The organism is Azospirillum sp. OGB3 (assembly GCF_014192915.1).
Taxonomy (GTDB): Bacteria; Pseudomonadota; Alphaproteobacteria; order Azospirillales; family Azospirillaceae; genus Azospirillum.
The window spans coordinates 23,628-48,642 of the sequence record NZ_JACHYN010000012.1; the positions used below are offsets into that span (position 1 = coordinate 23,628).

Consider the following 25,015-nt stretch of genomic DNA (forward strand, 5'->3'; position numbering starts at 1 on the left):
CTCCCTGGTGCTGCTGGCGGTGGTCGCCGTGGCCCTCTACGTGCTGCCGGTGCCGGGTGCCGCCGCTCTGGCCGAACAGGACGGCTGGCGCGGCTGGTTCGGCCACAACATGGCGCCGATCATGTTCGCCACGCTGGTCGGCATGCTGCTGCTCGGCTATCCGGTGGCCTTCGCGCTGGCTGCCAACGGGCTGCTCTTCGGCCTGATCGGCATCGAGATCGGGCTGTTCCGCCCCGACCTGTTCCAGGCGCTCCCCGAGCGCGTCTACGGCACGATGAACAACGACGTGCTGCTGGCCGTGCCCTTCTTCACCTTCATGGGTCTGGTGCTGGAGCGGTCCGGCATGGCCGAGGACCTGCTCGACACCATCGGGCAGCTGTTCGGCTCGATCCGCGGCGGTCTGGCCTACGCGGTGATCTTCGTCGGCGCGCTGCTCGCCGCGACGACGGGCGTGGTCGCCGCGTCGGTGATCTCGATGGGCCTGATCTCGCTGCCGATCATGCTGCGCTACGGCTACGACCGCCGTCTGGCGTCGGGCGTCATCGCGGCGTCGGGCACGCTGGCCCAGATCATCCCGCCGTCGCTGGTGCTGATCGTCATGGCCGACCAGCTCGGCCGCTCGGTCGGCGACATGTACGAGGCCGCCTTCATCCCCGGCCTGCTGCTCGCCGGTCTCTACGCCCTCTACGTCTTCGTCGTCTCGATGATCTGGCCCAAGGCCGCCCCTGGCCTGCCGCCGGAGGCCATCGCCCACCGCGAGCCGAACGGCGCGCGCGGCGTCTGGCAGCTCGGCCTGCTGGCCCTGTTCTCGGGCGCGGTCGCCACCTGGGTGATGGGCCGCACGGATGTGAAGTCCGGCGCCGACTACGTCGTGCTGATGCTGTCGGTGGCGGTGCTGGTCGCCTTCCTGGCGGCCGCCTTCAACCGCGGCTTCGGCGCGCAGCGCCTCGTCCTGCAGACCGTCGCCACGGCGGCGCTGACCGCGGCGGCGGTGTGGCTGACGGTCAACGACTGGACCACCCTGGCCCTGATCGGCGACTCCATCGCGGCGGGCGCGCTCTACGCCCTGGCGGTGGCGGTGGTCGAGCGGGCGACCGGCAAGCGCCTGATCTCCCGCATGGCGGAGCAGGCGACCTTCGTCATGGTACCGCCGCTGGCGCTGATCTTCCTGGTGCTGGGCACCATCTTCATCGGCCTCGCCACCCCGACCGAGGGCGGCGCCATGGGTGCCGTCGGCGCGTTGGCGCTGGCGGCCATGAAGAAGCGCCTGACCTTCGACATGGTGCAGCAGGCCACCTATTCGACGGCCAAGCTGGCGGCCTTCGTGCTGTTCATCCTGATCGGCGCGCGGGTGTTCTCGCTGACCTTCTACGGCGTCAACGGCCACATCTGGGTCGAGGAGCTGATGGTCTCCCTGCCCGGCGGGCAGATGGGCTTCCTGATCGCCGTCAGCGTGATGGTCTTCCTGCTGGCCTTCTTCCTCGACTTCTTCGAGCTGGCCTTCATCGTCATCCCGCTGCTGGCCCCGGCGGCGGATCGTCTGGGCATCGATCTGGTGTGGTTCGGCGTCATCCTGGCGGTGAACATGCAGACCAGCTTCATGCACCCGCCCTTCGGCTTCTCGCTGTTCTTCCTGCGCTCGGTGGCGCCGAAGGTGCCCTACATCGACCGCATCACGAAGAAGGAGACGGCCCCCGTCCTGACCAGCCAGATCTACTGGGGTGCCGTGCCCTTCGTGGTCATCCAGCTCGTCATGGTGGCCCTGGTGATCGCCTTCCCGCAGATGGTCATGCACTACAAGTCGACCGCCACCAAGCTCGACGACAAGCAGATCGAGGAGCAGTTCAAGGGCCTCGGCGGCGACCTCGACGACGACCTGCCGCCGCTGGAATTCAAGTGATCGAGACGAAGGAAGGGAGAGCGGCATGCGCATCGCCGTCGTAGGGGCCGGGGCCGTTGGCGGCGCGCTGGCCGGGTATCTCGCCGCCACGGGCCGGCACGAGCTGTCGCTGCTGGCCCGCGGCGCCCATCTGGCGGCGATCCGCGAGGGCGGGCTGACCGTGCAGACGCCGAAGGGGACGCTGACCAGCCGGCCGCGGGCCAGCGATTCCGCCGCCGACCTCGGGCCACAGGACGTGGTGATCGTCACGGTGAAGGGGCACGGGCTGCCGGCCCTGGCCGCGTCCTTCCCGGCGCTGTGCGGGCCGGACACGCTGGTGGTGGCGGCGCAGAACGGCATTCCCTGGTGGTATCTGTACGGCGCCGGCAACGGCGTGACGCCGGAGCCGCTGGAGGTGGTCGATCCCGGCGGCGCCATCTGGTCGGCCATCGGGCCGGAGCGGGTCGCCGCCTGTGTGATGGAGGTGCTGCCCGCCCGCATCGTCGAGCCCGGCACCGTCGCCCACACCGCCCTGCCGGTGCTGGCCTTCGGCGCCCCCCGGCCCGGCGACTACTCGGAAAAGCTGGCGGCCCTGGCCGACTCCTTCAACGCGGCCGGCGCCACCGCCCGCCTGCCCGCCGACATCCGCGTGCCGCTGTGGAGCAAGCTGATGCTCAATATGGCGGTCGGCCCGACCAGCGTGCTGACCGGCGCCACCATGGGCGCCATGGAGCAGGCCCCCGGGATGGCCGCCGTCCAGGGCCGACTGATGCGCGAATGCCTGAATGTGGCCCGCGCCTGGGGCGTCGCCCTGCCCGACGACATCGACGAGCGGCTGAGCCGGGGCAGCGGCGTGCCCGGCCACAAGCCGTCGATGCTCCAGGATTTCGAGGCGGGGCGCAGCATGGAGATCGACCCCATCGTGACCGCCGTCCTCGACCTGGCCCGCCGCCGCGGCGTGCCGGTGCCGACCATTGAAACATTGTGGGCGCTGACCGCCCTGAAGGAGCGGGTGGCGCGCGCCTGAGCGCACTCGCCCCCACCCTAGCCCTCCCCCGCTGTCGCAGGGGAGGGGACTGCCGCCGCTTCGCGAAGATCCCCCTCCCCTGCGCAGCGGGGGAGGGTCGGGGTGGGGGCAAGGACCAGCGCCACCAAAGAACGTCCCCGGAGAAAAAACGACATGTCCCCCGCTTCCGATCGCATCACCAATTTCATCGCCGGCTCCTGGCGTCCGGGCCGTAACCGGCTCGACATCTTCAACCCGTCGAACCTCGACGAACTGGCCGGTTCCTACTCGCTGGCCGGCGCCGACGATGTGACGGAAGCCGTGGCCGCGGCGCGCGGCGCACAGCCGCAATGGCGCGCCGCCACGGTGGAGCAGCGCTCGCTGGTGCTCGACGCCATCTCCCGCGCGCTGTTCGACCGCAAGGACGAGCTGGCCCGCATCGCCGCGACCGAGGGCGGCAAGACCATCCCCGACGCGCTGGGCGAGATCACCCGCGCCGCCCACCTCGCCCGCTTCTTCGCCGCCGAGGCGCTGCGCGCGCCCGGCGAGACGCTGGGCTCGGTCCGGCCCGGAGTCGAGGTCGACGTGACGCGCGAGCCGGTCGGCGTCATCGGCCTCGTCACGCCGTGGAACTTCCCGGTCGCCACGCCGATGTGGAAGATCGCCCCGGCACTGGCCTTCGGCAACGCGGTGATCTGGAAGCCGTCGGAGAAGACCCCCGGCATCTCCATCGCCGTCACCCGCCTCATCGCGGAGGCGCTGGAGGCCCACGGCATGCCCAGCAGCCTGTTCAATCTGGTGATCGGCGCCGGCCCCAACGTCGGCGCCGCTGTGGTCGACGCGGTGGACGCCGTGTCCTTCACCGGCTCCGTCAACACCGGGCGGCGCATCGCCGTGCGCTGCGCCGAGCGGATGATCCGCGTCCAGCTGGAGCTGGGCGGCCAGAACCCGCTGGTCGTGCTGGGCGACGCCGACCCGGAGCGCGCCGCCGAGATCGGCGTCAACAGCGCCTATTTCCACGCCGGCCAGCGCTGCACCGCCACCGGCCGCTTCATCGTCGAGGATTCGATCCACGACGCCTTCGTCACCGCGATGACGGAGCGGATGGCGGCGCTGCGCGTCGGCCACGCCCTGCAGCCGGAGACGCAGATCGGCCCGGTCATCGATGAGTTCCAGCTCACCAAGAATCTGCAATACATCGACACCGGCCTGAAGGAAGGCGCGCAGTTGGCGTCCGGCGGCGGGCGGCTGGACCGGCCGACGCGCGGCTGGTTCCTCGCCCCGACCCTGTTCACCGAGACCAGCAACGCCATGACCATCAACCGGGAAGAGGTCTTCGGCCCGGTCGCCAGCGTCATCCGCGTCAAGGATTACGAGGAGGCCCTGGCGGTCGCCAACGACACCGACTACGGCCTGTCGTCGGGCATCATCACCAACTCGATGAAGCACGCCCGCCACTTCCAGGCCAACATCCAGGCCGGCATGACCATGCTGAACCTGCCGACGGCCGGCGTCGACTACCACGTCCCATTCGGCGGCCGGAAGATGTCGAGCTACGGCCCGCGCGAGCAGGGACGCTCCGCCATCGAGTTCTACACCATCATCAAGACGGCCTACCGCGCGCTGTGACGCCGAACCGAAGCCCTGGGAGAGCTCCCTTGTCCAACCACACCCTGACCGCCGGGCGGCCGGACTTCGCGACGGCCGTGCTCGCCCCCATCCACGCCATCGTCGGCGACCGCGGGCTGATCACCGATCCCGGCACCATGCAGCCCTTCATGGAATCCTGGCGCGACGGCTGGGTCGGCCGCTCCCCCGCCGTGGTCCTGCCCGACAGCACCGAGGCGCTGGCCGCGGTGGTGCGCATCTGCGCGGAGACGCGCACCCCCATCGTGCCCCAGGGCGGCAACACCGGCCTGACCGGGGCCAGCCAGCCGCACGCCGACGGGACGGAAATCGTCCTCTCGACCAACCGGCTGAACCGCATCCGCGAGATCGACATCGACAACGACACGATGACGGTGGAGGCCGGCTGCATCCTCGCCAACATCCAGAACGCGGCGCGCGACATCGGCCGGCTGTTCCCGATGAGCCTCGCCGCCGAGGGCTCCTGCCAGATCGGCGGCAACATCGCCACCAACGCCGGCGGCGTGCAGGTCGTGCGCTACGGCAACATGCGCAACCTCGTCGCCGGGCTGGAGGTCGTGCTGCCCGACGGGCGGATCTGGGACGGGCTGCGCGGGCTGCGCAAGGACAACGCCGGTTACGACATGAAGCAGATCTTCATCGGGTCGGAGGGCACGCTCGGCATTGTCACCGCCGCGGTGCTGAAGCTGTCGCCGCTGCCGCGCGCCACCGCCACGGCGCTGGTCGCGGTGTCGGCGCCCAGCGACGCCGTCGATCTGCTGACCCGCGCCAAGGGTGTGGCCGGCGACCGCATCATCACCTTCGAGCTGATCCAGCGCGACTGCATCGACGTGGCCCGCCGCCATGTCCCGGACGTGCCCGATCCGCTGCGCGACCGCTACCCCTGGTACGTGCTGGTCGAGCTGGCCGACCAGGACGGCGGCAACCGCCTGATGGAGATGCTGGAAGGCATCCTGGAAGCGGGCATGGAGGCCGGCGAGGTGCTGGACGGCGTCGTCGCCGCCTCCAAGGCGCAGGCCGATTCGCTGTGGCGCATCCGCGAGGGCATACCGGAGGGCCAGAAGCGCGAGGGCGTGTCCTTCAAGCACGACGTGTCGGTGCCGATCTCCCGCGTGGCGCGCTTCCTCGACCGCGCCAACGCGGCGCTGGAGCGGGAATGCCCGGGCATCCGCCCCTTCGCCTTCGGCCATCTCGGCGACGGCAACATCCATTTCAACCCGATCCAGGCGGAGGGCGGCGACCCGGCCGAATGGAAGGCGAAGCTGGCGACGGTCAACGCCATCGTCCACGACATCGTCGTCGAGCTGGGCGGTTCCATCTCCGCCGAGCACGGCATCGGGCGGCTGCGCATCGACGAGATGCCGCGCTACAAGTCCCCGGTCGAGCTGGACATGATGGCAACGCTGAAGCGCGCCTTCGATCCGCACAACATCATGAATCCCGGCAAGATCCTGCGCGCCTGAGCGCGGTTCCGCCAGTCTAGGATTAATCCCATGAAGGTCCTCGTCCCGGTCAAGCGGGTGGTCGATTACAACGTCAAGATCCGCGTCAAGGCGGACGGTTCCGGCGTTGAGACCGCCAACGTGAAGATGAGCATGAACCCCTTCGACGAGATCGCCGTCGAGGAGGCCGTCCGCCTCAAGGAAGCCGGCAAGGCGACCGAGGTCATCGTGGTCACCGTCGGCCCGACGGCGGCCCAAGAGACGCTGCGCACCGGCCTCGCCATGGGCGCCGACCGCGGCATCCTGGTCCAGACCGACGCCGAGACGCAGCCGCTGGCCGTCGCCAAGGTGCTCAAGGCGCTCGTCGACAAGGAAGGCCCGACTCTGGTCATCCTGGGCAAGCAGGCGATCGACGACGACTGCAACCAGACCGGCCAGATGCTCGCCGCCCTGCTGGGCTGGCCGCAGGGCACCTTCGCCTCCAAGGTCGCGCCGGGCGAGGGCTCGGTCACCGTGACCCGCGAGATCGACGGCGGGCTGGAGACGGTGGAGCTGACGCTGCCGGCGGTGGTCACCGCCGACCTGCGCCTCAACGAGCCGCGCTACGCCTCGCTGCCCAACATCATGAAGGCCAAGAAGAAGCCCATCGAGACGCTGGCCCCCGACACGCTGGGTGTCGACGTGGCGCCGCGCCTGACCACGCTCAAGGTCGCCGAGCCGGCCAAGCGCAAGGCCGGCGTCAAGGTCGCCGACGTCGCCGCGCTGGTCGACAAGCTGAAGAACGAAGCCCGCGCGATCTGATAGGGCCAGCGTGCTCCGAAGAGAAAGTGATCTGACATGTCCATTCTCGTCATCGCCGAACACGACAACGCCACGCTGAAGGCCGCCACGCTGAACGCGGTCAGCGCCGCCGCCAAGATCGGCGGGGATATCCACGTGCTGGTCGCCGGCCAGGGCGCCCAGGCCGTCGCCGAGGCCGCCGCCAAGGTGGCCGGCGTGGCCAAGGTGCTTCTGGCCGACGACGCGGCCTACGCCCACCCGCTGCCGGAGAACGTCGCGCCGCTGGTCGTCAACCTCGCCAAGGGCTACGGTCATGTGCTGGCCGCCGCCTCGTCGGAGGGCAAGAACCTGCTGCCGCGCGTCGCCGCCCTGCTCGACGTCGCGGCGATCTCCGACATCACCGGCGTGGTCTCCGCCAACACGTTCGAGCGGCCGATCTACGCCGGCAACGCCATCGCCACGGTGAAGTCCGCCGACCCGATCAAGGTCGTCACGGTGCGCACCACCGCCTTCGAGGCGGCCGCCGCCAGCGGCGGCTCGGCGACGGTCGAGAGCATCGCCGGGACGGGTGACGCCGGTTCGGCCAAGTTCGTCGGCCAGGAGCTGACGAAGTCGGAGCGTCCGGAGCTGACCCAGGCCAAGATCGTCGTGTCGGGCGGCCGCGGCATGCAGTCGGGCGAGAACTTCAAGCTGCTGGAGGCGCTGGCCGACAAGCTGGGGGCCGCGGTCGGGGCCAGCCGCGCGGCGGTGGACGCCGGCTTCGTGCCGAACGACTACCAGGTCGGCCAGACCGGCAAGATCGTGGCGCCCGAGCTGTACATCGCCGTCGGCATCTCCGGTGCCATCCAGCACCTCGCCGGCATGAAGGACAGCAAGATCATCGTCGCCATCAACAAGGACGAGGAGGCGCCGATCTTCCAGGTCGCCGACTACGGCCTCGTCGCCGACCTCTTCAAGGCGGTGCCGGAGCTGGAGCAGGCGCTGTGACGCCATAGGCGTCGCCAGCTCCCCGGACGTCAGGCGCGACGGTCGGGGGCGTCCGGGAAACCGGCGCGGCTCCGCGCATCCACCGCCGCCACCGCCTCGGCGTGGCAGGAGGGAGGATGCCAGGCGAGGCCGCGCCCGACGATCCCGTCCTCCCCCGCCGCGTGCAGGGCGGCCAGACACACCGGGGGCACCGGGCCGCCCAGCAGCACGGCGCGGGCGTCCAGCCCGACGCGCCGCCCATGGACGGGATGATCGGCGCAGAGCAATCGGTCCGCCGCCGCGATGGCCGTCTCGGCCGCCGCCCCCAGCTCCGCCCGCAGCAGCGGCGCGGCGTCGAGCGCCAGCGCGCCGAAGCCCAGCGCGTCGATGACGGCGCTATCCCCGATCGCCGGCAGGCGCGGGCGAGACACACCGATGTCCGGCCCCTGCGGGGCGGCCACCGGCGCGCTCGCCCAGCCTTCGCCCATCATGCCCGACAGGCGCAGCCCGAAGCGCACCCCGTTGCCGCCCGCCGCCGTCACCAGCGCCGCCCCCGGCACGCCGTCGCCGGCCAGCAGCACCGCCTTGCAGGCGGCCATCCAGGGGTTGAGGAAGAACTGCCCGGCCTCCTTCAGGAAGGCGCAGACCGCGCCGGTCCCGCCCAGACGCGCCACCAGCGTCTCGGTCAGCAGCGCCGAGGCCACCCCGACGCGCCCGTGCAGCTCGTCCCCCTGCTCCATCGCCTCGCGGGCGATCCCGGTCAGCGCCACCGGCCCGATCCCCGCCAGCGCCGGTCCGACCGCACCGTGCAGCAGGCGCAGACGCTCCACCACCGCCCCGCTGACGATGCCGAAGCGCAGAGCAGGACCGCCGCCTTCGTTGAGCGGGCTGTAGGCGCAGGCGCCGGAGCCGCCCGCATCCTCCACCACATGCAGCCACATTGACCGCGACACCACCGCGGCGAGCGGGGTGACCACGCCGAAATCCTGCGCCGGGCGCAGCGTCACGGCACCGCTTCGCACCAGGGCCCGGGCTTCCTCCACCCCGTCGGCCATCCCTTCGAACAGCAGCGCCGCGGCGGCGGCGTTGAGGATCGGCGGACAGATCTCCGCCGGATCGGCGAAGGGCGGCCCGGCGTGCAGCAGCGTGTGGCGGTCCAGCCCGATCCGCTCCCCGGCGGTTCCGGTTTCCGTCCACTCCGGATCGGCGGCCAGCATCCGCTCCACGGCCCGCGCGGTGGCGTCGTTCATCGCGTGTGTCCTTTGCGTACAACCCCTCTCCCGTCCCGGGAGAGGGTGCCCGCGCGAGCGGGCGGGTGAGGGTCGTGCGAGGATCAAGGCACCGATCCTTGGCGGCACCCTCACCCTCCCACGCTCGCGCGTGGGCCCCTCCCTCTCCCGGGGCGGGAGAGGGGATGGTTCACCTCACGGCAGATGCAGGGGGGCGCGGCCGTAGCCGTTGCTGGCGTCCACCAGATGCAGCAGGTAGCGCAGGAAGACCGCCCGGTCCTCCTTCGGCAGGGGCGCGATGGTGCGGTCGTGGGCGCGCTGGGCCTTCTTGTCCATGCGGCGCAGCAGCTTCCGGCCCTCTGCGGTGATGGCGGCGAGCTTCATGCGCTTGTCCACCGGACTGGCCCGGCGCTGGATCAGCCCACGCTCGGCCAGCCGGGCCAGAACGCCCGCCGTGGTCGTGCGGTCGATGCCGATCTGGGCGCCCAGCGTCACCTGATCCAGGTCGGGCCGATCCACCAGGGCGGTCAGCACGCTGTACTGGACGGGGGTGATGTTGAACTCCGCGCACTCCTCCATGAACATGGCAACGTGGATCTGGTGCAGGCGGCGGATGAGAAATCCGGGACGCTCCGCCAGGACGCGGTACGCCTCTTCGATCAGGGGGTCGTCTAAGGTCATCGCGGGCAGTCCGTCGGAGCGGGTTCGGGAAAGCGGTGAGCAGAGAGAGGATGGCCGCGGGGCGGAGAATCGGCAACCGGGCCGGACGTCCGTGACCTCTAACCCATCAGCGACACATGCGCCGCGACGATCCGCCAGCCCTCGGGCATGCGGACCCAAGTGTGGCTCTGCCGCCCGACGCGCCCGGTGGAGGGGCGCGTGAACTCGGTGTTGGCGGTCGCCATATCGCGGCCGTAGGTGGTGATGACCGTGTTGCGCAAGCTCCGGTCCAGCCCCGCCGCCGGGCGGCCCTGGCGGAAGGCGGCGATGGCGTCGTAGCCGTACAGATTCTCGCCCACGCCGTAGCGCAGGGTCGCCGGGTGGTTCCAGAACAGCTCGTCCAGGACCGCCACGTCGTTGCCGGTCAGCGCGCGCTCGTAGCGCTCGAAGGCGGCGGTGACCTCGGCCACCACCTCGGGGATGTTGATCTCAGGCGTCATGCGAAGAGGTCCTCGGCGATGGCCAGAAGCGCGGAGTCGCTGCCGCGCGGCCCGATCAGCGACAGGCCGAGCGGGCAGCCCTGGAGCCGCGCCGCGGGGATGGAGAGTTGCGGCAGCCCGGCCAGACCGGCGGGGCAGAGGATCGCCAGCGCCCGACCGCGCTCCGCGTCCACCGCCGCCCCTGAGGAGCCGCGCAACGGCGCGATGCCCGGCGCGCTGGGCAGGACGATCAGCCCGTCCGTCCCCAGCAGGTCGTCCATCCGCCGCCGGATGCCCTCCCGCGACTCCGCCGCCGCGCGGGCAAGGGCGGGGTCGAGCGTGGCCGCCGCGGCGAAGCGGTCGCGTACCCCTGGCCCGAAGGTCGGTTTCGTCGCTGTGATCCAGGCGCCGTGCGCTGCCCAGGCTTCGGCGGCCTGGAGCGTCTGGAAGACCGGACGCCACTGGTCCAGCCCCTCCGGTGCCAGCGTCACGGCGTCCGCCGACCCGAACCGCCCGCGCAGCCGCTCCACGGCCGAGGCGAGGGCGGATCGCACCGCCTCCCCGGCGATGGCGAAGGCGTCCTCGGCGACCAGCAGGCGGCGGAAGGCCAGATCGGGCTCCGGGGTGGGCGACGGTGGCAGCAGCACCGCCCCGACACGGCGGAGCAGCGCCGCCTCCCACGCGAACCAGCCCACCGTGTCGAAGCTCGGCGCCAGCGGAACGGAGCCGTCCAGCGGAACCACCCCGTGGGTGGGCCGGATGCCGTAGAGGCCGCAATAGCTCGCCGGCAGGCGGATCGACCCGCCGGTGTCCGTCCCGATGGCGAAATCCACCGCCCCGCCCGCCACCGCGGCGGCCGACCCGCTGGAGGAGCCGCCGGGAATGCGGCCTGGCGCCTTCGGGTTCTCCGGCGTGCCGTAATGGGCGTTCTCGCCGGCCAGGCTCCAGGCCAGCTCGTCGGTCAGCGTCTTTCCAGCGACGCGCGCTCCGGCGTCGAGCAGCCGCTGCACGGCGGGCGCGGTCTCCCGTGGAACCTCGTGGGTGCGCAGCCAGTCCGGGTTGCCGGCTCCGGTGGGCAGGCCGGCGATGTGGAACAGGTCCTTCACCGCGAAGCGCAGTCCGGCCAGCGGGCCGCTTGAGGCTCCGGCGACCTCGGTCCGGCCGTAGGGGACGAAGGCGTTCAAAGGGTCGTTGGGCATGATGCGGGTTTGGGTCTCGTCAGAATTCCAAATTCCCTCTCCCCTCCGCTCTCGCGCAAACGACGTTTGCGCTGACGCGACAGGCGGACCTCTGGTCCGCCGGAAGCGGGGAGAGGATCAGGGTGAGGGGGTTGCGCTTTTGCCGGACGCACCGCCACGCGCATCCCCCTCACCGGCCCTTTGGGCCACCCTCTCCCCAGAGGGGAGAGGGTTGGAGAAGAGCTTGCGCAGCCAGTCTTTCAGCATCACCCACAGCAGATTGCCAGCGTTCAATTCCTTGGCGGGCTCGGGAGCGGGTTCCGGGGCCGGGGCGGCCACCGCTTCCGAGGACGCAGCCACCTCCTCTTCCGCCACCGGGGCGGTCGCGGCGAGCTTGGCTTCCAGGTTGCGGGCGAACTCGGCGGTCAGGCGGTTGGCGATCTCCTGCACGATGGCGCCGCGGCTGAACTGGGCCAGCACGCCGGTCAGGGTGAAATCGACGGTCAGGTCGATGCGCGTCCCCGGCCCGTCCTCCAGCACTGCGAAGGTCACGTCGGCCTTGGCGCGGGAGTTGTTCTTGGGGTCCGTGCCCTGGCCGTGGATGACGCCGGTGTGGGTCGCCGCGTCCATCGTCAGCGTGCCCTCGCCCGCGAAGGCGGCGGCGATGGGGCCGAGCTTCACGCGCATCTGCCCGAAGATCCGGTCGCCCTCGCGCGGTTTGGTCAGTGAGGCGCCGGGCATGCAGGAAATCACCTGCTCCACGTCGCCAAGCAGCGGCCAGACGCGGGCGCGCGGGAAGTTGACGGCAAGGGTCTGGGTCATGGTCGGCATGGGCTTATCCCGCGTTCGTGTTGCGCGCGTCGATGACGCGGCGGATGGCGTTGACGATCCCGACATAGCCGGTGCAGCGGCACAGGTTGCCGCTCATCGCCGTGCGGATCGCCGGGTTGTCGGCGTCCGGGCGGCGCAGCACCACGTCGCGCGCCGCCACCAGCATCCCCGGCGTGCAGAAGCCGCACTGGAGCCCGTGCTCGGCGGAGAAGGCCTCGCGCAGTTCCGCCGCCAGCGGATCATCGTCCAGCCCCTCCACCGTGGTGACGGACCGCCCGTCGCAGGCCACCGCGTAGGTGATGCAGGAGCGCGCCGGCTCGCCGTCGATCAGGATGGTGCAGGCGCCGCACACGCCGTGCTCGCAGCCCAGATGGGTGCCGGTCAGCAGTTCCCGCTCGCGCAGGAAGTCGCCCAGATGCTGGCGCGGCGGCACGCTGGCCTCGACCCGCGTGCCGTTGACGGTCAGGGAAATGGTTTTGGCGTGGGCGCTCATGACATCACCTGCGCGATGGCGCGCTTCAGCGCGACGGTGTGGGTCCGAAGGGCGATGGGGTCGTCTGCGGCCGGACTGCCGTCGAGATGCGCGGCCAGCGCCGCTTCCGTGCAGCCGTCCGCGAACAGGGCCGGGCCGTCGATCACCACCGGCTTGCCGGAGGTCGCCCCGGCGACGCAGCGCTGAACGCCGCGGGCCGGGTCGACCAGCACCGCCCCGGTGGCGTGGGAGAACTCGCCGGTCTTGCGGCAGACCTTGTAGTAGCCCCAGCGCGCCCGGTCGGAGAGGGCGGGCACCTGGATTTCCGCGACGATCTCGCCCGGCTGCAGGGCCGTCTCGAAGACGCCCAGGATGAAGTCGGTCATCGGCACGCTGCGCCGCCCGCCCGGGCCGGCGATCACCACGTCGGCGCCGAGCGCGGTCAGCACGTTCACCCAGTCCGCCGCCGGGTCGGCGTGGGCGAGGCTGCCGCCGATGGTGCCCCGGTTGCGCACCGCGCGGTAGGCGATCACCGCCGCCACGCTGGGAAGCACGCCGCGCGTCACGTCCGGATAATCGCCGTCCTCCAGCCGCGCGTGGGTGACGCAGGCCCCGATGACCAGCCGGTCGCCCTCCTGGCGGATCGTCCGAAGCTCGGCGATGCGGGTGATGTCCACCAGCAGCTCCGGCTGGGCCAGCCGCAGGTTCAGCATGGGGCCGAGCGACTGGGAGCCGGCCACCGGCCGCACCATCACGTCCTCGCGCGCCAGAAGCTCCAGTGCCGCGTCGAGCGTCGCCGGCTGCGCGTAGTCGAAATCGACCGCCTTCATGCCGCACCCCGCGTTTCGGCGATGGCGCCGAGGATGGCTTCCGGGGTCATCGGTGCGTTCGTCACGATGACTCCCAGCGGCTTCAGCGCGTCGTTGATGGCGTTGCAGATCGCCGCCGGCGGGGCGATGGCGCCGCCCTCGCCGATGCCTTTCACGCCGAACTCGGTATAGGGCGAGGGCGTCAGCATGTGGATGATCCTTACGTGCGGGACCTCGGTGAAACCGGGGATCAGGTAATCCGCGAAGGTGGAGGCGAGCGGCTGGCCCTCCGCGTCGTAGGGCATCCGCTCGTAGAGCGCGGTGCCGACGCCCTGGGCGACGCCGCCGTAGATCTGGCCGTCGACGACCATCGGGTTGACCATGGTCCCGGCGTCCTCGACCACCACGTAGTCGAGGATTTCGACCTGCCCGATCTCCGGGTCCACCGCCAACGCCACGGCGTGGGTGGCGTAGGAGAAGGTGCCGTGGTCGCTGCCCGGCTTGTAGCCGGCGGTGACCTCCAGCCCGCCGCGATCCACGTCGGCGGGAAGGAGCTGCGGCGCGCGGTACCAGGTGTGGGCGATCTCGCGGATGGTCACCGCGGCGGCCCCGGCCTTCACCGACCCGCCGTCCAGCACCACCCCGTCCGGGCCGGCCTGCATCAGATGCGCGCCGATCCGGCGCAGCCGCTCGGCCAGCGTGCGGCAGGCGGTGGCGACGGCGCCGCCGGCCATGACCATGCTGCGCGACCCCCAGGTGCCCGTCGAATAGGGCGTCAGGCCGGTGTCGCCGTGCACCAGCTTGATCTTCTCCAGCGGGATGCCGAGCACCTCGTGGGCGACCTGGGCGAAGGTGGTCTCCATGCTCTGGCCGTGCGACTGCACGCCGACGCGCAGTTCCAGCCCGCCGTCCGGGGTGATGCGGGCCTGCGCCTGCTCGTGCCCCGGCACCATGGGGATGCCCCAGCCGTGATAGACGGCGGTGCCGTGGGCCGACTGCTCGCAATAGGTGGCGAAGCCGACGCCGATCAGCCGGCCGTCCGCCTCCCCGCTCTTCTGGCGGGCGCGCCAGCCGTCCAATTCGATGGCGGCGACGGCGCGGCGGACGGATTCGGGATAGTCGCCGCTGTCGAAATGCTTCTTCGTCACGTTGTCGAAGGGCATCTTCTCCGGCGGGACGAGGTTTTCCAGCCGGACCTGCCACGGCTCCCGCCCGACGGCGTCGGCCACGGCGTCGATCATCTGCTCCATGGCGAAGCACACGCCGGTGCGCGCCACGCCGCGGTAGGGAACGATGGGCGGCTTGTTGGTGCAGACCGAGAAGGTGCGGCAGCGGTAATGCGCGAAGTCGTAGGGGCCGGGCAGGATGCTGCCGACCTGCGCCGCCTCCAGGCAGGCCGAGAAGGGATAGACGGAGTAGGCCCCGGCATCGACCCAGGCGTCGGCCTCGATCCCCAGCAGCCGCCCGCGCGCGTCGGCGTAGGCGGTGATCTCGTAATGGTGTTCGCGGGCGTTGGCGGCGGCGACCAGATGCTCCCGCCGGTCCTCGGTCCAGCGGACGGGGCGGTCGAGGCGCATGGCGATCCAGGCGGCTACGATCTCCTCGGGCTGGAGCAGGCCCTTCCAACCGAAGCCGCCGCCGACGTCCGGCGCCACGACGCGGATCAGCCCCTGGTCGAGGTCCAAGCATTCCGACAGGCCGGCGCGCACGATGTGCGGCATCTGGGTCGAGGTGGTCAGGACGAGCTGTTCGACGTGGCGGTCCCAATGGGCGACCACGCCCTTGCCCTCCAGCGGCACCATGCACTGGCGCGCCGTGCGGATGGTCCGCGAGACCTTCACCGGGGCGGTGGCGGCAATCTCCGCGATGTTCCCGCCGACGTTGGTTTCCAGGAAGACGTTGTCCGGCCAGTGGTCGTGCACCTTCGGAGCGCCCGGCTTCACCGCCTCCAGCATGTCGGAATTCACCGGCAGTTCGGCGTAATCGACGAAGACGGACGCGGCGATGTCCTCGGCCTCGGCGCGCGTGGCGGCGACGCAGACGGCCACCGGCTCGCCGACGAAGCGCACCTTGCCGTCGGCCAGCGCCGGCTGCTCCGACACCTTGAAACCAGGCAGGCCCGACACGGCGCGGATCGGCTTGACGCCGCCCGCCGCCAGATCCGCCCAGGTGAAGACGGCGCCGCGGTGCTCCTCCGGGATCTCGATGCCGGTGATGGTGGCGTGGGCGACCGGGCTGCGCACGAAGGCCAGCTCCTTCATGCCGACCAGGGCGATGTCGCCGACGAAGCGGCCCCGCCCGCGCAGCAGCCGGTCGTCCTCCTTGCGGCGGACCCTGGCGCCCACACCGGAACCGGCGCCCGAGCCGGCAGTGGAAACCTCTCCCATTCCCTGAACCCTCTCGTTTCTTGCTTAACCGCCCAGGTAGGCGCGCTGGATGTGGTCGTTGGCGAGCATCGCCTGCCCGGTGCCCTGCTCCATCACCTGCCCGCTCTCCAGCAGGTAGGCGCGGTCGCACATGTCGAGCGCGGCGTAGGCGTTCTGCTCCACCATCAGCACGGTGGTCCCCTCCCGGCGGATGTCCGACACGATCTCGAAGGTGCGCTCCACGAGGTTGGGGGCGAGGCCCAGCGACGGCTCGTCGAACAGCACGATCTTCGGGCGCGACATCAGCGCCCGCGCGATGGCCAGCATCTGCTGCTCGCCGCCCGACATGGTGCCGGCGGGCTGGTGCAGCCGCTCCTTCAGGCGGGGGAAGCGGTCGAACAGCCGCTCCATGTCCTGGGCCACCGCCTGATGGTCGCGGCGCAGATAGGCGCCCATCTCCAGGTTCTCGCGCACGGTCAGGTGGGGGAAGACGCGCCGCCCCTCCGGACAGTGCGCCACACCCAGCGCCAGCACCGTGCGGGGCGCGGCGTTGCCGATCTCCCGCCCCTCGAAGGTGATGCGGCCGGACGCCAGCGGCAGCAGGCCGCTGATGGCGCGCAGCGTGGTGGTCTTGCCGGCGCCGTTGGCGCCGATCAGGGTGACCAGTTCCCCCTCCTCCACCGTCAGCGAAACGTTGCGGAGCGCCGGGATCTGCCCGTAGCAGACGGTGATCCCCTCAACCTTTAGCATGCTTCACCCCCTGGCCCAGGTAGGCCTGGATCACGTCCGGGTTGGCGCGGATGACCTCCGGCGGGCCTTCGGCGATGATGCGCCCGTGGTTCAGCACGACCACGCGGTCGGAGATGGTCATGACCATGCGCATGTCGTGCTCGACCAGCAGGATGGTCACGCCGCGGTCGCGGATGCGCTGGACGACGCCCATGAAGGCCTCCGTCTCCGACGGGTTCAGCCCGGCGGCCGGCTCGTCCAGCAGCAGCAGCTTCGGGTCGGCGGCCAGCGCGATGGCGATGCCGAGCAGCCGCTGCTCGCCGTAGGCGAGGTTGCCGGCCAGCTCGTCGGCGCGGTGCGACAGCCCGACGAAGGCGAGGTTCTCCGCCACCGCCGCCCGCATCCGCTCGGTCTCCGCCCGCACCGAGGCGAGCCGCAGCAAGGCGCCCCAGGTCTCCGCCCGGCCCTGTCGGTGCATCCCGGTCAGCACGTTGTCGAAGACGGTGCAGCCGGCGAAGATGCTGGTGCGCTGGAAGGTGCGCACGACTCCCAGCCCGGCGATGCGGTTGGAGGACAGGCGCGTCAGGTCGGTGCCGCGGAACAGCACCTTGCCGCCGGTCGGCTTCAGGAAGCCGGTGATGACGTTGAAGGCGGTCGTCTTGCCCGCCCCGTTGGGGCCGATCAGGCTGACGATCTCCCCCTCCGGCACGGCGAAGCTCATCGAGGCGATGGCGATCAGGCCGCTGAAGTGAACCGCGACCTCGCGCACCTCCAAAATCGGCGCGGCGGATTCGTCGAGGGCGAGGCTCATGCGGAGGTCTCCTTGCGCAGGCCCAGCGCCGTCCCGGCGACGCGCTTGCGGCGGCCGGCGAACCAGTTCTTCACCGCCGGAACGATGCCCTGCGGCAGGAAGAAGACGACCACGATCATGGCGACGCCGTAGATGATCCACTGCACCTCGGGCCGCGCCACCTCGCGCAGCACCTCGGGCAGAATGCCGAAGGCGAGGCCGCCGACGATCGGCCCGGCCAGCGTGCCCTTGCCGCCCGTCACAACCATGATGACCATGGTCACCGTGTAGATGAACATGAAGACATCCGGATCGACGATGCGGATGTAGTGGGTGTAGAGCCCGCCCGCGGCCCCGGCCATGCCCGCGGCGATCACCGTGGCGACGACAAGATAGCGCGTCACGTCGATGCCGACCGAGCGCGCCAGCGACTCGTTCTCGCGCAGCGCGACCAGCGCCCGGCCGACCCGCGACTGCACCAGACGCTGGATCACCAGGAAGCAGACCACCGCGACCGCCAGCACCAGAAGGTAGTTGTATTCCTTCTTGTAGAGCGGGAGCACCCCGTCCCACGGCAGCCAGACCGACAGCGGCGGGATGTTGTTCAGCGCCATCGGCCCTTCGGTCAGGTCCACCCAGTTCAGCGCGACCATGCGCATGACCTGGGCGAAGCTGATGGTGACGATGACGAAGTAGGCGCCGCGCACCCGGAAGGCGAGCTTGCCGATCAGGAAGCCGAACAGCGCCGCCACCAGGATGCCGCCGAGGAAGGCGACCCACACCGGCTGCGGCCCCAGCACGAAGGATTCCGCCCCGCCGAGATCGAGGTCGAAGCCCAGCGACAGCAGCGCGCTGGTGTAGGCACCGATGCCGAAGAAGGCGATGTGGCCGAGGCTGAGCTGCCCGGTGTAGCCGAGCAGCAGGTTCAGGCTCATCGCCCCGATGATGAAGATGCCGGTCGAGGTCAGGACATAGAGGATGTACTGGTCGCCCAGCCACAGCGGCCCGACCGCCATGACCAGGACGAACAGCCAGGGGAGGAGACGCGTCGTCATCCGATCCGCTCCTTCATGGCGAAGAGACCCTGGGGCCGCACGATCAGCACGGCGATGATCAGCAGGAAGCCCATGGCGTCGCGGTAGCCCGACGACAGGTAGCCGGCGCCGAACTCCTCGGCGAGCGCCAGGACGAAGCCGCCGATGGTGGCGCCGGGGATGTTGCCCAGCCCGCCCAGGATGACGATGGCGAAGGCCTTCAGCGCCACCAGATCGCCCATGGTCGGCGTGACCACGAAGATCGGGCCGAGCAGCGCCCCCGCCGTGGCGGCGAGGCCGGAACCGAGCGCGAAGGTCAGCGTGTACATCAGTCCGCGGTTGACGCCCATCAGCGCCGCCGTGTCCGGGTCCTGGAAGGTGGCGCGCATGGCCACGCCCAGCTTCGTCCGGTTGATGAGCAGGTAGAAGCCGCCCAGCAGCAGCAGCGCCACGCCCAGCACGAACAGCCGGTTCATGCCCACCGACACCGACCCCAGCACCACCGGCTCGGTCGGGAAGGGGCTGGGCACGGACTTCGCGACACCGCCCCAGACGAGCTGCTCGCCGGCCTGCATGGCGATGCCAGCGCCGATCATCACCAGCATGGTGGTGTCAATGTCGGCGCCCTTCAGCGGGCGCAGCAGCGTGAATTCGATCAGCGCGCCCAGCGCCATGCCCAACAATGCTGCCATCGCCAGGGACATGAAGAAGTTCAGCCCCATCATCCCGGCCAGCATGTAGGCCATGTAGGCGCCGAAGGTGTAAAGCTCGCCATGGGTGAAGTTGACCACGCGCATGATGCCGAAGATCAGCGTCAGGCCGATTCCCAGCAGCGCGTAGGTCCCCCCCAGGACCACGGCGTTCAAAAGGTGCTGCAGATGCGCTTCCACCGCGTGTCTCCTTACTTCCCCTCTCCCGCCCCGGGAGAGGGTGGCGCCGAAGGCGACGGGTGAGGGTCGCCCGAGGATCAGCGCCTGATTCTCGGCGGCACCCTCACCCTTCCCACGCCTGCGGCGCGGGCCCCTTCCCTCTCCCCGGAGGGGAGAGGGCGGTGAAGCCGGTTACGGCATGGTCACCTTGCCGTCCTTCACCTGGACGACGTAGACGTTGGCCTCGTTCTGGCCGCTCTCCTTGCCCTCCGGGCCGTCCTTCTTGAAGGCGATGTCGCCGTTCACGCCGTCCAGCTTGACGGTCCACAGCGCGTCGCGGATGGCCTGCGGCTCGGCCTTGCCGGCCGTCTTGATGGCTTCCACGATGGTCATGATGCCGTCAAAGCCGCGGTAGCCCTCGGTCAGGCCGGCGAAGTCGTAGCCTTTCTTGTTCCAGCCATCGACGAAGGTCTTGGCGACCGTCGGGTGCACCGCCTTCTCCGGGAACCAAGGGGCGAAGAACAGCGTGAAGTAACCGCCGTCCGCCGCGGCACCCGCCTGCGCGATGAGCTGGTCGGGGGAGGAGGAGCCGCCGTTGGTGATGACCCGGTGCGGCAGGCGCAGCTCGGCCGCCTGCTTCAGGATCAGGGTGATCTGCTCGACGCCGGTGGTGACGAACAGCGTGTCGCCGCCCGACTGCTTGATGCTGGAGAGCTGGGCCGACAGGTCGGTGGCCTCCGGCGCCATCGTCTCGGTGACGCCGATCTTGACGCCCTTGGCCTGGAGCATCTTGCGGAACTCCTCCGCCGAGCCGCGGCCGAAGTCGTTGTTCACCGCCAGGAAATCGGCCTTCTGGATGGCCGGCTGGAAGTGGTCCAGCTTCTCCGCGAAGGACTTGGCCTCCATGGCGGAGGTCGGGGCGATGCGGAAGACCCACGGGTTGCCCGAGGTGGTGATCTTGGTCGAGGAGGAGGTCTCCACCACCATCGGCACGCCGTACTCCACCAGCTTCGGCATCACCGCCAGGGTGAAGGTGGAGCTCCAGGCGCCCATCAGCACCGGGACCTTGTCGCGCACGATCAGCTTCTCGGCGGAGGCGACGGCCTCCTTCGGGTTGCTCTTGTTGTCCTCGATAATCAGCTGGATCTTCTTGCCGAGAACGCCGCCGTTGGCGTTCACGACCTCCTCCGCCACCCGCGCGCCGTTGGCGACGTAGTTGCCCGACGCGGCGACCGCGCCGGTCAGTGGCTGGGTCACGCCGATCTTGATTGTCTCCTGCGCAAAGGCCACGCCCGGCGCCAGCAGCGCGGCGCTCAGCAGCAACGCCGTGGTCTTCATCGTCCGCATGTCGTCTAGCCCCCTCTTTTTGATTTGAACTCTCGGGTTATTCGGTCACCAGGCGGCGACCGCCCCATCGCTGCGGGGATCGGTCGCTCCCTCCAGCGTTCCGTCGGCATGGCGGACGATGGCGCCCGCATGCCCCATGGTGCTCGTGAACGGATCGAGCAGTTCGACCGCGTGCCCGGCGTCGCGCAGGGCGGCGACCAGGGCGGGGTCGAAGCGGCTCTCCAGCTTCAGCGTCACGCTGTCCTCGCCCCAGGTGCGGCCGAGCAGCCAGCGCGGCGCCGTGACGGCGGCCTGCAGGCCCTGCCCGAACATCGCGTAGCGGGAGAAGACGGCGGCCTGCGTCTGCGGCTGCCCCTCCCCGCCCATGGTGCCGTAGACCATGCTGCGCCCGTCGTCGAAGCGGGCCATCGCCGGGTTCAGCGTGTGGAAGGGCTTGCGCCCCGGCGCCAGCGCGTTCCAGCCGTCCTCCGCCAGTCGGAAGGAGGCGCCGCGGTTCTGCCAAGTGATGCCGGTGTCCGGCAGGACGAGGCCGGAGCCGAATTCGAAATAGACGCTCTGGATCATGCTGACGGCGCGGCCCTGCCCGTCGATCACCCCCAGCCACACCGTGTCACCGGGCTTCGCCACATGCGGCCAGGGCAGCGCGCGGGCGCGGTCGATGTTCGCCGCCAGCCCGTCCAGCACCGCGTCGTCGAGGAAGCTCTGCGCCTCCCGCCCCATGTAGGCCGGGTCGCCGACCTCGCGGTCGCGGACCAGGAAGGCCTGCTTGGTCGCCTCGATCAGCCCATGGATGTGGTCGAAGCCCTCGCCCTCCGTCACCCCCAGCCGGTCGAACAGCGCGAGGATCATCAGCGAGGCCAGACCCTGCGTCGGCGGCGGGTGATTGAACAGCAGCGCCCCGCGCACGCCCACCGACAAGGCCGGGCGGCGGTGCGCCGCGTGGGCAGCCAGATCGGCGGCGCCGACCGGCGATCCGGCGCGCTCCAGATCCGCCGCGATGGAGACCGCGAGCGGCCCGCGGTAGAAGCTGTCCAGCCCCTCCACCGCCAAGCGGCGCAGCGTGGCGGCCAGCGCCGGCTGCTTCAGTGTGGAACCCTCGCGCGGCACGGCGCCGCCCGGCAGGAAGGTGTCCTTGAAGCCGGGAACGTCCTTCAGCTCATGCAGCTTCTGGCGGGTCAGCCCCTCCTGGCTGGCGGTGACCGGGATGCCCTGCTCGGCGTGGGCGATGGCCTCCTCCAGGATGCGGGCGAGGGGTAGCGGCTCGGCCCAGCCGGCGCTGACGGCCAGCGCCTCGCGCCAGCCGTCGATGGTGCCGGCGACGGTATTCGCGGCCAGCGGCCCGCGCCAGGGCACGGTGGCGTGGCCATGGCGGCGGTAGAGGTCGAGCGAGACGGCCTTGCCCGCCCCGCCGCAGGCGTCGATGGCGATGGGATCGCGTCCCGGCTCGGCGATCAGCCAAAAGCCGTCGCCGCCGATGCCGGTCATGTGCGGGTAGACGACGGCCAGCGCCGCGGCGACCGCGACCGCCGCCTCGACGGCGGTGCCGCCGTCGCGCAGGATCTGGAGACCGGCCTGGCTGGCGAGATGATGCGGGGAGGTGACCATTCCCCGGCGGCTGCGCGGCGTGTTCAGCATGGGAACCTCAGGGAAGAAGGCCGTGGATCATCCGCGCCGCGGTCAGCCCCAGGAACAGGGCGAAGACGCGGCGCAGGACGCGGGTGTCGAGGCTGTGGGCGAGCCGCGCGCCGAGCGGCGCCATTGCCATGGAGGCCGGCAGGATCAGCGCCAGCCCCAGCAGGTTGACGTAGCCCAGGCTGAAATCCGGGCGGCCCGGCACGTTCCAGCCGGTCAACACGAAGCCCACCGTTCCCGGCACGCCGATGATGAAGCCGAGCGCCGCCGCCGTGCCGACCGCACGATGGATCGGGTAGCCGAACAGGGTCAGGATGGGGACGCTGAGCGTGCCGCCGCCGATGCCCATCATCGCCGACACCATGCCGATGCCGCCGGCCAGCCCCTGGCGCGGCGCGCCGCTCGGCAGCCCGTCGGCGATGCGCCACTCGGCCTTGCCGAACAGCATGTGCAGCGTGACCAGAACCGCCATTGCGGCGAACACCGCCGTCAGCACCGGGCCGCGCACCACGCCGGCCACCGCCGTACCCGCCAGCACGCCGAGGAAGATCGCCGGCCCCCAGGCCCGCAGCAGCTCGCCGTCGACGGCGCCGCGCCGCCGGTGGGCGCGCAGCGACGTCAGCGAGGTTGCGATGATGGTGGCGAGCGAGGTGCCGACCGCGACGTGCATGCGCACGGCCTCGTCCACACCCAGCGCGGTGAACAGGTGATAGAGCACCGGCACGATCACGATGCCGCCGCCCACCCCCATCATGCCCGCCGCCAGCCCGGCGAAGCCGCCGGCCAGCAGCAGCCCGCCGCCGAGGATGGGAAGCTGCGGCACCGCCGCGATCCCCAGCCCGGTCACGGGATGCCCCGCCACATCTGCAGAAACCCTCTCATTTTTATGGATATCCGACTTTTTCCGTTGGTTTCCCATCCCTTTGCGAACGCCGTGCCAACCGGCAGACCACTGCGCATTTCGGTTCGACGGGAGGGCCGGCGCGGCGCGACGCCGGGGCCGGAAATCGCCCGAATGTTGGGCAAACGGATTGAAGGAAGGGCCACTCGGCTCCTGGGAAATGGCCGTTATCCTTTTGAGAAAAAACCGACAATCGCGGATTCCGAGCGGGCCAGCCTTCCGCTTCATTCCTGCGCAACCTCTGCCTGCCGCGCGAGCATTAATCAGTACACTGACGATGTGAGGATGCCTGCGAAGGACCCGCGCCCGCCCGGCGCGGCGGCGACGGACCGCTTCCTGAGCCCTTTGATACCCCTGGTTTCCGCCTCGGCTTCTGTGTTCGTGCACAAATCGGTGGCAGGGTGCCACGCCGTGCCGCCGCGCCGTCAATCATCAGCATACTGCGGAAAATCGGGCACCGGCGGGCGGCGGGCGCATGCCGTGGTATGCCGTATTGTGCGTATTTTGACCACCAAATGCCCAACAGGCGGTCATTCGTCAGTGTGCTGAAGTTTTGTGCGGCCCAGCAACTCCGCCCTGCCTTGGCATGACGCTTGCTGAAAGGACGGCCAGATAAAAATCAGCGCAAGAAGGTGGGTTATGTCAGAGACGCACACGTTCGACCTCGTGCTCCGCGGCGGACGGATTCTCGATCCGGCCAACGGGCTGGATCTGGTCGGCGATCTGGCGGTCGCGAAGGGCCGCATCGCGGCGGTGGCGGAACGGCTGCCCGACGATGCCGCCGACACCATCCTCGATGTCTCCGGAAAGCTCGTGACGCCGGGCCTGATCGACACCCACGCGCACGTCTTCGAGAAGGTAACCGGGCGCTTCGGGCTGAACCCGGACATGGTGGGCGTGCGCTCCGGCGTGTCGACGCTGGTCGACCAGGGCGGGCCGAGCCTGATGACCCTGCCGGCCTTCCGCCGTTTCATCGCCGAGCCGGCGCGCTCGCGCACGCTGTGCTTCCTGTCGGCCTATCTGGTCGGCGGGCTGGAGGGGCACTATTACCCGCAGCTCTACCGCCCGGATTGCGTCGATGTGGACGCCACCATCCGCGTTGGGCGAGAGAACCGCGACATCGTGAAGGGCATCAAGGCCCACGCGGAGGTTGGCGGCGCCTCGCGCTGGGGCCTCGACGTCATCAAGCAGGCCAAGCGCATCGCCGACGGCATCGGCGTGCCGCTCTACGTCCATCTCGGCCAGCTCTGGCCGGAGGTGGAGGGCGGCGAGGCCGTCGATCCCGACATGCTGGTGGAGGAGCTGGTCCCGCTTCTGGATTCGCGCGACATCCTGGCCCATCCCTTCACCCGCCACCCCGGGGGCTTCATCTCCACCCGCACCGGCGAGGTGCACCCGGTCATCTACAAGGCGCTGGAGCGCGGGCTCACCGTGGACGTCGGCCACGGCTCGCACTTCAGCTTCGAGATGGCGCGGCGGACGCTGGCGGCGGGCATCCTGCCCTACACGCTGGGAGCCGACCTGCACGGCTACAACGTGAAGGCCCCGACGGCGGGCGGCGGCGACCGCGAGGCCAACCCCTTCTACGGCGTCGCCCCCTTCAGCCTGACCCATGCGATGACCGAACTGTTGACCCTCGGCATGGCGCTGGGCGACGTGCTGAAGACGGTGACCAGCAACCCCGCCGCCATGCTGGGCATGGCCGACGAGATCGGCGCGCTGACACCGGGCATGGCCGCCGACGTCGCGGTGCTGGAGGTCAAGACCGGCCGCTGGCAGCTCAGCGACAACAGCGGCGAGCGGGTGACCGCGCCGGAGATGATCGTCCCGGCCTTCTCGTTGCGCGACGGCGTGGTGCAGGAGGTCGACAGCCCGCTGCTGCCGAAGCCGATTCCAGTGGCGGCGTAAAGGAAGCTGTGCCCCCACCCTAGCCCTCCCCCGCTGGGCGGGGGAGGGGACTGTTCTCCCT

General features: G+C 70.5%; 22 protein-coding genes. 7 read left to right on the forward strand and 15 right to left on the reverse strand.

What is annotated here, in order from left to right; genetic code table 11:
- Positions 1-109: 109 nt before the first annotated feature.
- From FHW79_RS21570 to FHW79_RS21595, 6 genes are all read left to right on the forward strand, one after another.
- The gene (locus FHW79_RS21570; RefSeq protein ID WP_348984245.1) at positions 110-1,900 is read left to right on the forward strand and encodes a TRAP transporter large permease subunit; all 1,791 of its coding nucleotides are present in this window, start codon (positions 110-112) and stop codon (positions 1,898-1,900) included.
- Between the two features lie 25 nt (positions 1,901-1,925).
- Positions 1,926-2,906, forward strand: coding sequence for a 2-dehydropantoate 2-reductase (locus FHW79_RS21575; protein WP_183180821.1), 981 nt, complete (start codon positions 1,926-1,928; stop codon positions 2,904-2,906).
- A gap of 153 nt (positions 2,907-3,059) precedes the next feature.
- Complete coding sequence (locus tag FHW79_RS21580; protein ID WP_183180822.1) at positions 3,060-4,514, forward strand: aldehyde dehydrogenase family protein; 1,455 nt, start codon at positions 3,060-3,062, stop codon at positions 4,512-4,514.
- Between the two features lie 29 nt (positions 4,515-4,543).
- Complete coding sequence (locus FHW79_RS21585) at positions 4,544-5,995, forward strand: FAD-binding oxidoreductase (RefSeq protein ID WP_119510442.1); 1,452 nt, start codon at positions 4,544-4,546, stop codon at positions 5,993-5,995.
- Positions 5,996-6,025: 30 nt separating this feature from the next.
- The gene (locus FHW79_RS21590) at positions 6,026-6,775 is read left to right on the forward strand and encodes an electron transfer flavoprotein subunit beta/FixA family protein (protein WP_183180823.1); all 750 of its coding nucleotides are present in this window, start codon (positions 6,026-6,028) and stop codon (positions 6,773-6,775) included.
- 36 nt (positions 6,776-6,811) lie between these two features.
- Positions 6,812-7,741: an FAD-binding protein gene (locus tag FHW79_RS21595; protein WP_183180824.1), complete on the forward strand. Its 930-nt coding sequence runs from the start codon at positions 6,812-6,814 to the stop codon at positions 7,739-7,741.
- Positions 7,742-7,770: 29 nt separating this feature from the next.
- Here FHW79_RS21595 and FHW79_RS21600 read toward each other — a convergent pair whose 3' ends face one another.
- From FHW79_RS21600 to FHW79_RS21670, 15 genes are all read right to left on the reverse strand, one after another.
- The gene (locus tag FHW79_RS21600) at positions 7,771-8,970 is read right to left on the reverse strand and encodes a DUF1116 domain-containing protein (RefSeq protein WP_183180825.1); all 1,200 of its coding nucleotides are present in this window, start codon (positions 8,968-8,970) and stop codon (positions 7,771-7,773) included.
- A gap of 174 nt (positions 8,971-9,144) precedes the next feature.
- A complete protein-coding gene (locus FHW79_RS21605) occupies positions 9,145-9,630 on the reverse strand; it encodes a MarR family transcriptional regulator (protein ID WP_145626201.1) in 486 nt (161 codons plus the stop codon).
- A gap of 98 nt (positions 9,631-9,728) precedes the next feature.
- Entirely contained in the window at positions 9,729-10,109 is a 381-nt protein-coding gene (gene hpxZ, locus FHW79_RS21610) for an oxalurate catabolism protein HpxZ (RefSeq protein ID WP_183180826.1), read from the reverse strand.
- Positions 10,106-11,287 carry an amidase gene (locus tag FHW79_RS21615; protein ID WP_183180827.1) on the reverse strand — a complete coding sequence of 394 codons (1,182 nt, stop codon included), beginning with the start codon at positions 11,285-11,287 and terminating at the stop codon, positions 10,106-10,108. Before FHW79_RS21615 ends, hpxZ begins: the two co-directional genes overlap by 4 nt.
- A 117-nt stretch (positions 11,288-11,404) precedes the next feature.
- The gene (locus FHW79_RS21620) at positions 11,405-12,097 is read right to left on the reverse strand and encodes an SRPBCC family protein (RefSeq protein WP_183180828.1); all 693 of its coding nucleotides are present in this window, start codon (positions 12,095-12,097) and stop codon (positions 11,405-11,407) included.
- Positions 12,098-12,101: 4 nt separating this feature from the next.
- The gene (locus tag FHW79_RS21625; RefSeq protein ID WP_183180829.1) at positions 12,102-12,590 is read right to left on the reverse strand and encodes a (2Fe-2S)-binding protein; all 489 of its coding nucleotides are present in this window, start codon (positions 12,588-12,590) and stop codon (positions 12,102-12,104) included.
- Positions 12,587-13,399, reverse strand: coding sequence for an FAD binding domain-containing protein (locus FHW79_RS21630; protein ID WP_211108415.1), 813 nt, complete (start codon positions 13,397-13,399; stop codon positions 12,587-12,589). Before FHW79_RS21630 ends, FHW79_RS21625 begins: the two co-directional genes overlap by 4 nt.
- Positions 13,396-15,765: a xanthine dehydrogenase family protein molybdopterin-binding subunit gene (locus tag FHW79_RS21635; protein ID WP_183180830.1), complete on the reverse strand. Its 2,370-nt coding sequence runs from the start codon at positions 15,763-15,765 to the stop codon at positions 13,396-13,398. The genes FHW79_RS21630 and FHW79_RS21635 overlap by 4 nt, the downstream gene beginning before the upstream one ends.
- A gap of 24 nt (positions 15,766-15,789) precedes the next feature.
- Positions 15,790-16,494, reverse strand: coding sequence for an ABC transporter ATP-binding protein (locus FHW79_RS21640; protein ID WP_183180831.1), 705 nt, complete (start codon positions 16,492-16,494; stop codon positions 15,790-15,792).
- Positions 16,481-17,284, reverse strand: a complete 804-nt coding sequence (locus tag FHW79_RS21645) for an ABC transporter ATP-binding protein (RefSeq protein ID WP_183180832.1) — start codon at positions 17,282-17,284, stop codon at positions 16,481-16,483. The genes FHW79_RS21640 and FHW79_RS21645 overlap by 14 nt, the downstream gene beginning before the upstream one ends.
- Positions 17,281-18,318 carry a branched-chain amino acid ABC transporter permease gene (locus FHW79_RS21650; protein ID WP_183180833.1) on the reverse strand — a complete coding sequence of 346 codons (1,038 nt, stop codon included), beginning with the start codon at positions 18,316-18,318 and terminating at the stop codon, positions 17,281-17,283. The genes FHW79_RS21645 and FHW79_RS21650 overlap by 4 nt, the downstream gene beginning before the upstream one ends.
- Entirely contained in the window at positions 18,315-19,187 is an 873-nt protein-coding gene (locus FHW79_RS21655) for a branched-chain amino acid ABC transporter permease (RefSeq protein ID WP_040137900.1), read from the reverse strand. Before FHW79_RS21655 ends, FHW79_RS21650 begins: the two co-directional genes overlap by 4 nt.
- 171 nt (positions 19,188-19,358) lie before the next feature.
- Positions 19,359-20,513, reverse strand: coding sequence for an ABC transporter substrate-binding protein (locus FHW79_RS21660; RefSeq protein ID WP_183180834.1), 1,155 nt, complete (start codon positions 20,511-20,513; stop codon positions 19,359-19,361).
- Between the two features lie 45 nt (positions 20,514-20,558).
- Positions 20,559-22,148, reverse strand: coding sequence for a gamma-glutamyltransferase (locus FHW79_RS21665; RefSeq protein ID WP_183180835.1), 1,590 nt, complete (start codon positions 22,146-22,148; stop codon positions 20,559-20,561).
- 7 nt (positions 22,149-22,155) lie between these two features.
- Entirely contained in the window at positions 22,156-23,007 is an 852-nt protein-coding gene (locus FHW79_RS21670; protein ID WP_348984240.1) for a sulfite exporter TauE/SafE family protein, read from the reverse strand.
- 678 nt (positions 23,008-23,685) lie between these two features.
- Between FHW79_RS21670 and FHW79_RS21675 the strand changes: the two genes are divergently transcribed.
- Positions 23,686-24,954, forward strand: coding sequence for an amidohydrolase/deacetylase family metallohydrolase (locus FHW79_RS21675; RefSeq protein WP_183180836.1), 1,269 nt, complete (start codon positions 23,686-23,688; stop codon positions 24,952-24,954).
- The last annotated feature ends 61 nt before the right edge of the window (positions 24,955-25,015 follow it).

Coding starts and splice junctions, on each gene's coding strand:
- FHW79_RS21570 (WP_348984245.1), top strand. CDS start 110: ATGGCGCCGATCATGTTCGCCACGCTGGTCGGCATGCTGCTGCTCGGC.
- FHW79_RS21575 (WP_183180821.1), top strand. CDS start 1,926: ATGCGCATCGCCGTCGTAGGGGCCGGGGCCGTTGGCGGCGCGCTGGCC.
- FHW79_RS21580 (WP_183180822.1), top strand. CDS start 3,060: ATGTCCCCCGCTTCCGATCGCATCACCAATTTCATCGCCGGCTCCTGG.
- FHW79_RS21590 (WP_183180823.1), top strand. CDS start 6,026: ATGAAGGTCCTCGTCCCGGTCAAGCGGGTGGTCGATTACAACGTCAAG.
- FHW79_RS21595 (WP_183180824.1), top strand. CDS start 6,812: ATGTCCATTCTCGTCATCGCCGAACACGACAACGCCACGCTGAAGGCC.
- FHW79_RS21600 (WP_183180825.1), bottom strand. CDS start 8,970: ATGAACGACGCCACCGCGCGGGCCGTGGAGCGGATGCTGGCCGCCGAT.
- FHW79_RS21605 (WP_145626201.1), bottom strand. CDS start 9,630: ATGACCTTAGACGACCCCCTGATCGAAGAGGCGTACCGCGTCCTGGCG.
- hpxZ (WP_183180826.1), bottom strand. CDS start 10,109: ATGACGCCTGAGATCAACATCCCCGAGGTGGTGGCCGAGGTCACCGCC.
- FHW79_RS21615 (WP_183180827.1), bottom strand. CDS start 11,287: ATGCCCAACGACCCTTTGAACGCCTTCGTCCCCTACGGCCGGACCGAG.
- FHW79_RS21620 (WP_183180828.1), bottom strand. CDS start 12,097: ATGCCGACCATGACCCAGACCCTTGCCGTCAACTTCCCGCGCGCCCGC.
- FHW79_RS21625 (WP_183180829.1), bottom strand. CDS start 12,590: ATGAGCGCCCACGCCAAAACCATTTCCCTGACCGTCAACGGCACGCGG.
- FHW79_RS21630 (WP_211108415.1), bottom strand. CDS start 13,399: ATGAAGGCGGTCGATTTCGACTACGCGCAGCCGGCGACGCTCGACGCG.
- FHW79_RS21635 (WP_183180830.1), bottom strand. CDS start 15,765: ATGGGAGAGGTTTCCACTGCCGGCTCGGGCGCCGGTTCCGGTGTGGGC.
- FHW79_RS21640 (WP_183180831.1), bottom strand. CDS start 16,494: ATGCTAAAGGTTGAGGGGATCACCGTCTGCTACGGGCAGATCCCGGCG.
- FHW79_RS21645 (WP_183180832.1), bottom strand. CDS start 17,284: ATGAGCCTCGCCCTCGACGAATCCGCCGCGCCGATTTTGGAGGTGCGC.
- FHW79_RS21650 (WP_183180833.1), bottom strand. CDS start 18,318: ATGACGACGCGTCTCCTCCCCTGGCTGTTCGTCCTGGTCATGGCGGTC.
- FHW79_RS21660 (WP_183180834.1), bottom strand. CDS start 20,513: ATGCGGACGATGAAGACCACGGCGTTGCTGCTGAGCGCCGCGCTGCTG.
- FHW79_RS21665 (WP_183180835.1), bottom strand. CDS start 22,148: ATGCTGAACACGCCGCGCAGCCGCCGGGGAATGGTCACCTCCCCGCAT.
- FHW79_RS21675 (WP_183180836.1), top strand. CDS start 23,686: ATGTCAGAGACGCACACGTTCGACCTCGTGCTCCGCGGCGGACGGATT.